The sequence below is a fragment of the Falsiroseomonas oryzae genome, from assembly GCF_027856955.1.
Classification (GTDB): Bacteria; Pseudomonadota; Alphaproteobacteria; order Acetobacterales; family Acetobacteraceae; genus Falsiroseomonas; species Falsiroseomonas oryzae.
Map to the genome: position 1 here is coordinate 1 of NZ_JAPSMD010000331.1, position 5,927 is coordinate 5,927.

The 5,927-nt window shown below is 72.4% G+C and carries 6 protein-coding genes and 1 pseudogene; 1 reads left to right on the forward strand and 6 read right to left on the reverse strand.

What is annotated here, in order from left to right; genetic code table 11:
- The 6 genes from OZN99_RS23380 to OZN99_RS23405 form a co-directional block, all read right to left on the reverse strand.
- Positions 1-807 (reverse strand): cache domain-containing protein (locus tag OZN99_RS23380; RefSeq protein WP_270937663.1); only part of this gene is annotated, 807 nt, incomplete at its 3' end.
- 145 nt (positions 808-952) lie between these two features.
- Positions 953-1,855 (reverse strand): GNAT family N-acetyltransferase, encoded by a 903-nt coding sequence (locus OZN99_RS23385; RefSeq protein ID WP_270937664.1) that lies wholly within the window; start codon positions 1,853-1,855, stop codon positions 953-955.
- Positions 1,856-2,010: 155 nt separating this feature from the next.
- Positions 2,011-2,964 carry an ornithine carbamoyltransferase gene (gene argF, locus OZN99_RS23390; protein WP_270937665.1) on the reverse strand — a complete coding sequence of 318 codons (954 nt, stop codon included), beginning with the start codon at positions 2,962-2,964 and terminating at the stop codon, positions 2,011-2,013.
- Entirely contained in the window at positions 2,961-4,163 is a 1,203-nt protein-coding gene (locus tag OZN99_RS23395) for an aspartate aminotransferase family protein (protein ID WP_270937666.1), read from the reverse strand. Before OZN99_RS23395 ends, argF begins: the two co-directional genes overlap by 4 nt.
- A gap of 167 nt (positions 4,164-4,330) precedes the next feature.
- Entirely contained in the window at positions 4,331-4,687 is a 357-nt protein-coding gene (locus tag OZN99_RS23400) for a hypothetical protein (RefSeq protein WP_270937667.1), read from the reverse strand.
- A gap of 75 nt (positions 4,688-4,762) precedes the next feature.
- A complete protein-coding gene (locus OZN99_RS23405) occupies positions 4,763-5,587 on the reverse strand; it encodes a PRC-barrel domain-containing protein (protein ID WP_270937668.1) in 825 nt (274 codons plus the stop codon).
- 126 nt (positions 5,588-5,713) lie between these two features.
- On the opposite strand from OZN99_RS23405, the pseudogene OZN99_RS23410 reads away from it, so the two are divergent.
- Positions 5,714-5,927 (forward strand): annotated as a pseudogene (locus OZN99_RS23410) (regulatory protein RecX); the annotation flags it as partial.

Genomic DNA, 5,927 nt, shown 5'->3' on the forward strand with positions numbered 1-5,927 from the left:
GGCGTTGGCCTGCCGCGTGGCGTCGCGCAGCGCGGCAACGGCGCGGCCGATGGCGCCCAACTCGTCGCGGCGCGTCGTGCAGGGCACGTCGGTGTCGAGCCGGCCCGCGGCCAGCTCGTTGAGGCTGGCCGCCAGCCCGCCCAGCGGGCGCAGCGTCCGGCGCAGCAGCCACCACAGCAGCACGCCGGCAACCAGCAGCACCGCCACGCCGGCGATCGACGCCGTGCGGATCGCCTGCGCCTGCATGGCGGCGACCTCGTCCAGCGGCAGCCCGACGAAGAGGATGCCGAGCGTCCGGCCGTTCTCACCGAGGATGGGCTCGTAGATCGTCAGGTAGGGACGGCCCAGGATCGCCGCCTCGCCACGGAAGGCCTCGCCGCGGCGGATCGCATCCCGCACTGGCCCGGCCGCCAGATTGGTGCCGACCGCACGCCCGCCATTGGGTCCAGGGATGTTGGTGGCGATCCGGGTCTCGCCCGCGAAGATGGTGGCGACGCCGCCGCCCACCGCCGTAACGCGGTCGGGGATGGCGTTGTTGCCGTTCAGCGGTCGCCCGCCGACCAGCAGCTGATCGCCCTCAAGCCGCCACCCGCTGCCGAGGTCGCCGAGCATCAGGCGCATCAGGCGCAGGTTGCTCTCCAGCTGCTGCGCCGCCATCGCGCGGGCGCGTTCGCTGGTGTCGGCGACCTTCATGGTGACGAGCGCGGCGAGGCCGCCGGCCAGGGCGAGCAGGCAGATCCCGAGGATGCGTCCGCGCACCCCGAGCCGCGACGACGCAGCGCCGGGCAAGCCGATCCTGGCGAACATGACGGGTCTTCCTCTTCCTGCCTGGAGGACGGCACTTGCCCTGACCGGCATGAAGGGTTCGTGAAGTCCGCCCCCGCGACAGGGCCGCTCGCGGAACGAGCCGGCGAAGCGACGCGTCCCCGGCCGGCTCAGCCGGCTGCACCGCTCACATGAAGCCGGGATTGCTCGGCTGGTAGCACGACCAGGTCCCGAATGGCCGGCTGGAGAGCAGCACGAAGGGCTCGTCGATCCGGAAGCCGAGCGCAAACGCGGCGGCAAGCGTCCCATCCGCCCGGCCCGCGACGATCATGGAGATCTGCTCCGACCCGATCTCCAGTGCGCCGCGCAGGACGGCCTTGAGGGCTTCCGCCGTATCGGTGCCCGGCGCGACGGCGAGCGGGCCGATGTGACCTGTCGGCGACACATAGGCGTAGCCCACGGGTCGCCCTGCCTGCTCGATGCGGAACGCCCGCGCCGCGATCCCGCCCAGCAGGAAGGCGTGGTGCGACCCGCGATGGAAGCCCAGCACCTCCTCGTCGATCCCGCTCAGCCAGTCGCGCGATGCCGGCCAGGGCTCGATCGGCGCCACCTCCAGCCCCGCGGCGCCCAGGCGCTCAGCCACGACCCGGGCCGGCGCGACCAGGCGCAGGAGCGGCTCGCGCGGGTAGAGCCCGTTGCGGATGTAGAGCGCCGTGGATGTCGTGTTGTAGGCCATGGTGATCAGCGCAAGGTTCTCCGCGCCGTTCTCCCGGGCATGGTGCAGGGTCCGGGCCATCAGCCCCTGGCCGATGCCCTGCGACTGCTCGCCGGGCCGCACGAAGAGCTGCGCGAGAAACCAGAAGCGCTGCCGCATCCAGGAGAACGCGAAGCCCCGCAACGCGCCCTCCGCCTCCGCGACCCAGAGGCTCGAGGTGGGCTCGGTGAGCGAGAAGGCCTGGAACAGCGGCGGACCCAGCGCGATGCTGGCCGGCAAGCCATGCCGGACGCGCACGTCGTTGTAGGCGTCCTGGACGATGCGTGTCGCCGGTCCGAGGTCCTCTTCCGTCGCTGGCCTGGTGGTGACCTGCATGCGCCGCCTCGTCCGTGCACATCGGAGGCATGCAGCTATGCCGGCGGACGGCGCCACACGGAAGCACGCAGTGCGGCGGCGCTCGTCACGTCAGCTTGCGTCGGCGCCGTTCCGCCGGTGCCCGCGCCTCCGGCGAAACCGGTGGAGGGGGAAGCTCAGCCAGCCCCCAGGGCCCAGAGCAGCACGCCCTTCTGGGCGTGCAGGCGGTTCTCCGCCTCGTCGAAGACAACGCTCTGCGGGCCGTCCATCACCTCGTCGGTGATCTCCTCGCCGCGATGCGCCGGCAGGCAGTGCATCACGATCGCGTCCGCAGCGGCCTGCCGCAGCAGCGCGGCGTTCAGCTGGTAGGGCGCCAGCAGGTTGTGGCGGTTCACCGTGGCCGCGTCCGGCTTCTCGTCGGACATGCTGACCCAGGTGTCAGTGACGACGCAGCGCGCATCCTTCACAGCCGCGACGGGGTCGTTGGTCAGCTCGATGCGCGCGCCTTCCTTGCGCGCCCAGGCGATCAGCTCGGCGGGTGGGGCGAGCTCGGGCGGGGTGGCGACGCGCAGCGTGAAGCCGAAGCGCGCCGCGGCCTGGATGAAGCTCTGCGCGACGTTGTTGCCGTCGCCGGTCCAGGCGACAACCTGGCCCGCGATGGCGCCGCGATGCTCCTCGAAGGTCATCACGTCGGCCATGATCTGGCAGGGATGCGACACGTCGGTCAGGCCGTTGATCACCGGCACCGTTGCGTGCTCCGCCAGCTCGCGGATCTTCGCCACGTTGTCGGTGCGCAGCATGATCGCATCCACATAACGCGAGAGCACGCGCGCGGTGTCGGCCGGCGTCTCCCCGCGGCCGAGCTGCATGTCCCGCGACGACAGCACGACGACATCACCGCCCAGCTGGCGGATGCCGACCTCGAAGGAGACCCGGGTCCGGGTGGAGGGCTTTTCGAAGATCAGCGCCACCGACTTGCCGGCCAGCGGCTTGCCGGGCAGGGCGCCGCGCTTGGCCTGCAGGCCGAGATCCAGCATCCGGCGCAGCGTCGCCGCATCGTGATCCATGATCTCGAGGAAGTGGCGGGGGGATGCGCTCCCCCCGCCCGCCACCTTCAAGGCAGCGCTCATTGCGCCGCGGCCTTCGCGCTGTCCGGCGACACGCGCAGGCAGGCGCGGTCGAGCAGCGACACCGCCTCGTCGGCCTCCGCATCGGTGATGATCAGCGGCGGGGCCAGGCGCAGCACGTTCATGCCTGCCGCGACCGTCAGCAGCCCTTCCGCAGCCGCGGCGTCCTGCAGCGCGCTGTTGGTCACGGCGTCGCGCAGCCTGATGCCCAGCAGCAGACCCGCGCCGCGCACGCCCTCGATCACGTCGGGGTGGCGCCGCGCCAGGCCTTCCAGCCCGCGCCAGAGATGGCGCGCCACGCGGTCCACACCGTCCAGGAAGCCGGGCGCCAGGATCACGTCGAGCACTGCGTTGCCCGCGGCGCAGGCCAGCGGGTTGCCGCCATAGGTCGTGCCGTGCGTGCCGGGCTTGAGGTGCTTCGCGACATGCTCCTTCGCGAAGACGGCGCCGAGCGGGAACCCGCCGCCGATCCCCTTGGCGGAGGACATCACATCGGGCTCGATCCCCGCCCACTGGTGGGCCCAGAGCTTGCCGGAGCGCCCCATGCCGGTCTGCACCTCGTCGAGCGCGAGCAGCAGGCCGAACTCGTCGCAGGCGGCGCGCAGGTCGCGCAGGAATTGCAGCTCCGCCGGGCGAACGCCGCCCTCGCCCTGGATCGGCTCGATCATGATGCCGGCGGTCTGCGGCGTGATCGCGTCGCGCACCGCGTTCATGTTGCCGAACGGCACGTGGTCGAAGCCCTCCACCGGCGGGCCGAAGCCGGCCAAGTATTTCGCGTTCCCGGTCGCGGCGATCATCGCCAGGGTCCGGCCGTGGAAGGCGCCCTCGAAGCAGATCATGCGGAAGCGCTCGGGGTGGCCGTTCTCGGCGTGGTACTTGCGGACGGCCTTCACCATGCCCTCGTTCGCCTCGGCGCCCGAGTTGCAGAAGAAGACGCTGTCCGCGAAGCAATTTGCGACGTGCCGCCGCGCCAACTCCTCGGCCTGCGGCACCCGATACAGGTTGGAGACGTGCATCACCCGCGCCGCCTGCTCGGCGATCGCCTTGACCAGGTGGGGATGGCCATGGCCGAGGCTGCTGGTCGCGATGCCCGCGCCGAAGTCGAGGAATCGTCGCCCATCCGATGCCCAGAGACGCGCACCCTCGCCCCGTTCGAAGGCGAGGTCGGCGCGGGCGTAGTTCGGCATCAGGGCGGGGATCACGGCGTCCTCGCTTCCTCCAGCTCCGCGCGGCCGGTGGACGGGATGCCCCGGCGGGCGCAGAAGCCGATGAAAATGCCCGAGAAGGCGCGAGGGGTCAAAACGGTTGGCCGTCGCCTGCCATGCCGCAGGCGGAACCCTCCCCCGCGCTGGCGAGGGAGGGATGCCGTTCAGCGCTGCGGCACGCCCCCGCTGTTCGAGGGATACGCACCGGAGGTGTTGGAGCCCGTGGTCCGGTCCCAGGCGCGTTCCGCCGCCGTGCCGGGCGGGTTGGCACGCGTGCCGTCGGACTGCCCGGGATACGCGCCGGAGGTGTTGGTACCGGCCGCCCGGTCCAGCGTCCGGCTGGCCGCCGTGCCCGAGGGGTTGTTGCCGGTGCCGTCGGCGCTGGTGCGCGGGCTGTCCGTGGCGCGGTCATAGGCGCGCTGCGTCGCGGTGGAGGGCGGGTTGCCCGCGCGCCCGTCATTCGGGTTGGCGCAGGCAACGACGGGCAGCGCGAACAGCGCCGCCAGGATCAGGCGGTTCATGTAGGGTTCCTTGCGTTCTTGAATGATGGGGCGCCCCTGGTCGGAGAGACCCGGGGCGCCGAGGGTCCTGGGCCGTCAGCCGCGCCGTCCGCCGTCCTCGTAGCGATACTCCGGCAGACTCTGCAGGCTGTCCTTGGTCGCGCCCTGCAGCGTCCAGCGATCGCGGTCGCCCGCATGCTGCAGCCGCTCGTACGGCACCGCGACGAGGCGCGCCCCGATGCCGAGGAAGCCGCCAACCGACAGGATGGCCACCGGCTGGCCCCCGCCCGGCGGGACGATGATGTCGTCCACCTCGCCGATGCTCTCGTTGTTCTCGTTGTAGACGGTGGACCCGATCACCTTGCTGGCGCGGCGCCCGCCCTGCATCCGCGCGCTGTCCACTGCCATCGAACCGGTGGTCGCGCCGGTCGCTGCCGTGCCGGGCGCCGTCGTACCGGTTGCGGTCGTGCCGGTCGTGGTCCTACCGGTCGCGGCGCCTGGGCGCCCGTCATTGGTGCCGGAGGTGTTCGTGCCCGTCGCGCGGTCCAATGCCCGCTCGGCGGCGGTGCCGGGCGGGTTGTTGCCGGTGCCGTCCGGATCGGTGCGATTGCCCGTCACTGCATCCGCCCCGCGCTGGGTCGCGGTGGAGGGCGGGTTGCCTGGCGTGCCGTCGCGCGGGTTGGCCTGGGCGGTCACGCCGCCGCGCGCATCATTGCCGGTGCTGGGATTGCCCGCGCTCGCGCCCGGGGCGCCGGGTGCCGCGGCACGGCCGCCACCGGCCGCGCCCTGCTGCGGCGTGGTCTGGTTGGTGCCCTGCATCTGGCTGCTACCGCCTGTATTGGCCTGGCCGAAGGCCAGCATGGGTGCCACGCAGAGAGCCGCGGCGGTGGTCATCAACAGAACGTGCTTCGTGCCAGCCATGACGTGTCCTCTCCTGACGATTCCGGATGCCGCCTGAACGCCCGCCGGCCCGATGCGGTTGCGCCAGCGAAGCGGGTGGGGTCGGCCTCGCCTTGCAAGGCGGGCACGGCGTGGCAGAAGGGCGCCATGCCAAGAGACAGGCGCCCGCCGGGACCCCGCCCCGCCGGCCCACCCCCCGACGAGGCGCGGCTGGCCGAGGTCGCACTGGCGCATCTCGCCCGCTTCGCCGCGACCGAGGCCGGCCTGCGGCGCGTCCTGAGCCGCCGCGTCGATCGCTGGGCGCGCGCGGCCGAGGCCGAGGGACACGATGACGTGGCCAGCCATGCCGCAGCCGCGAAGG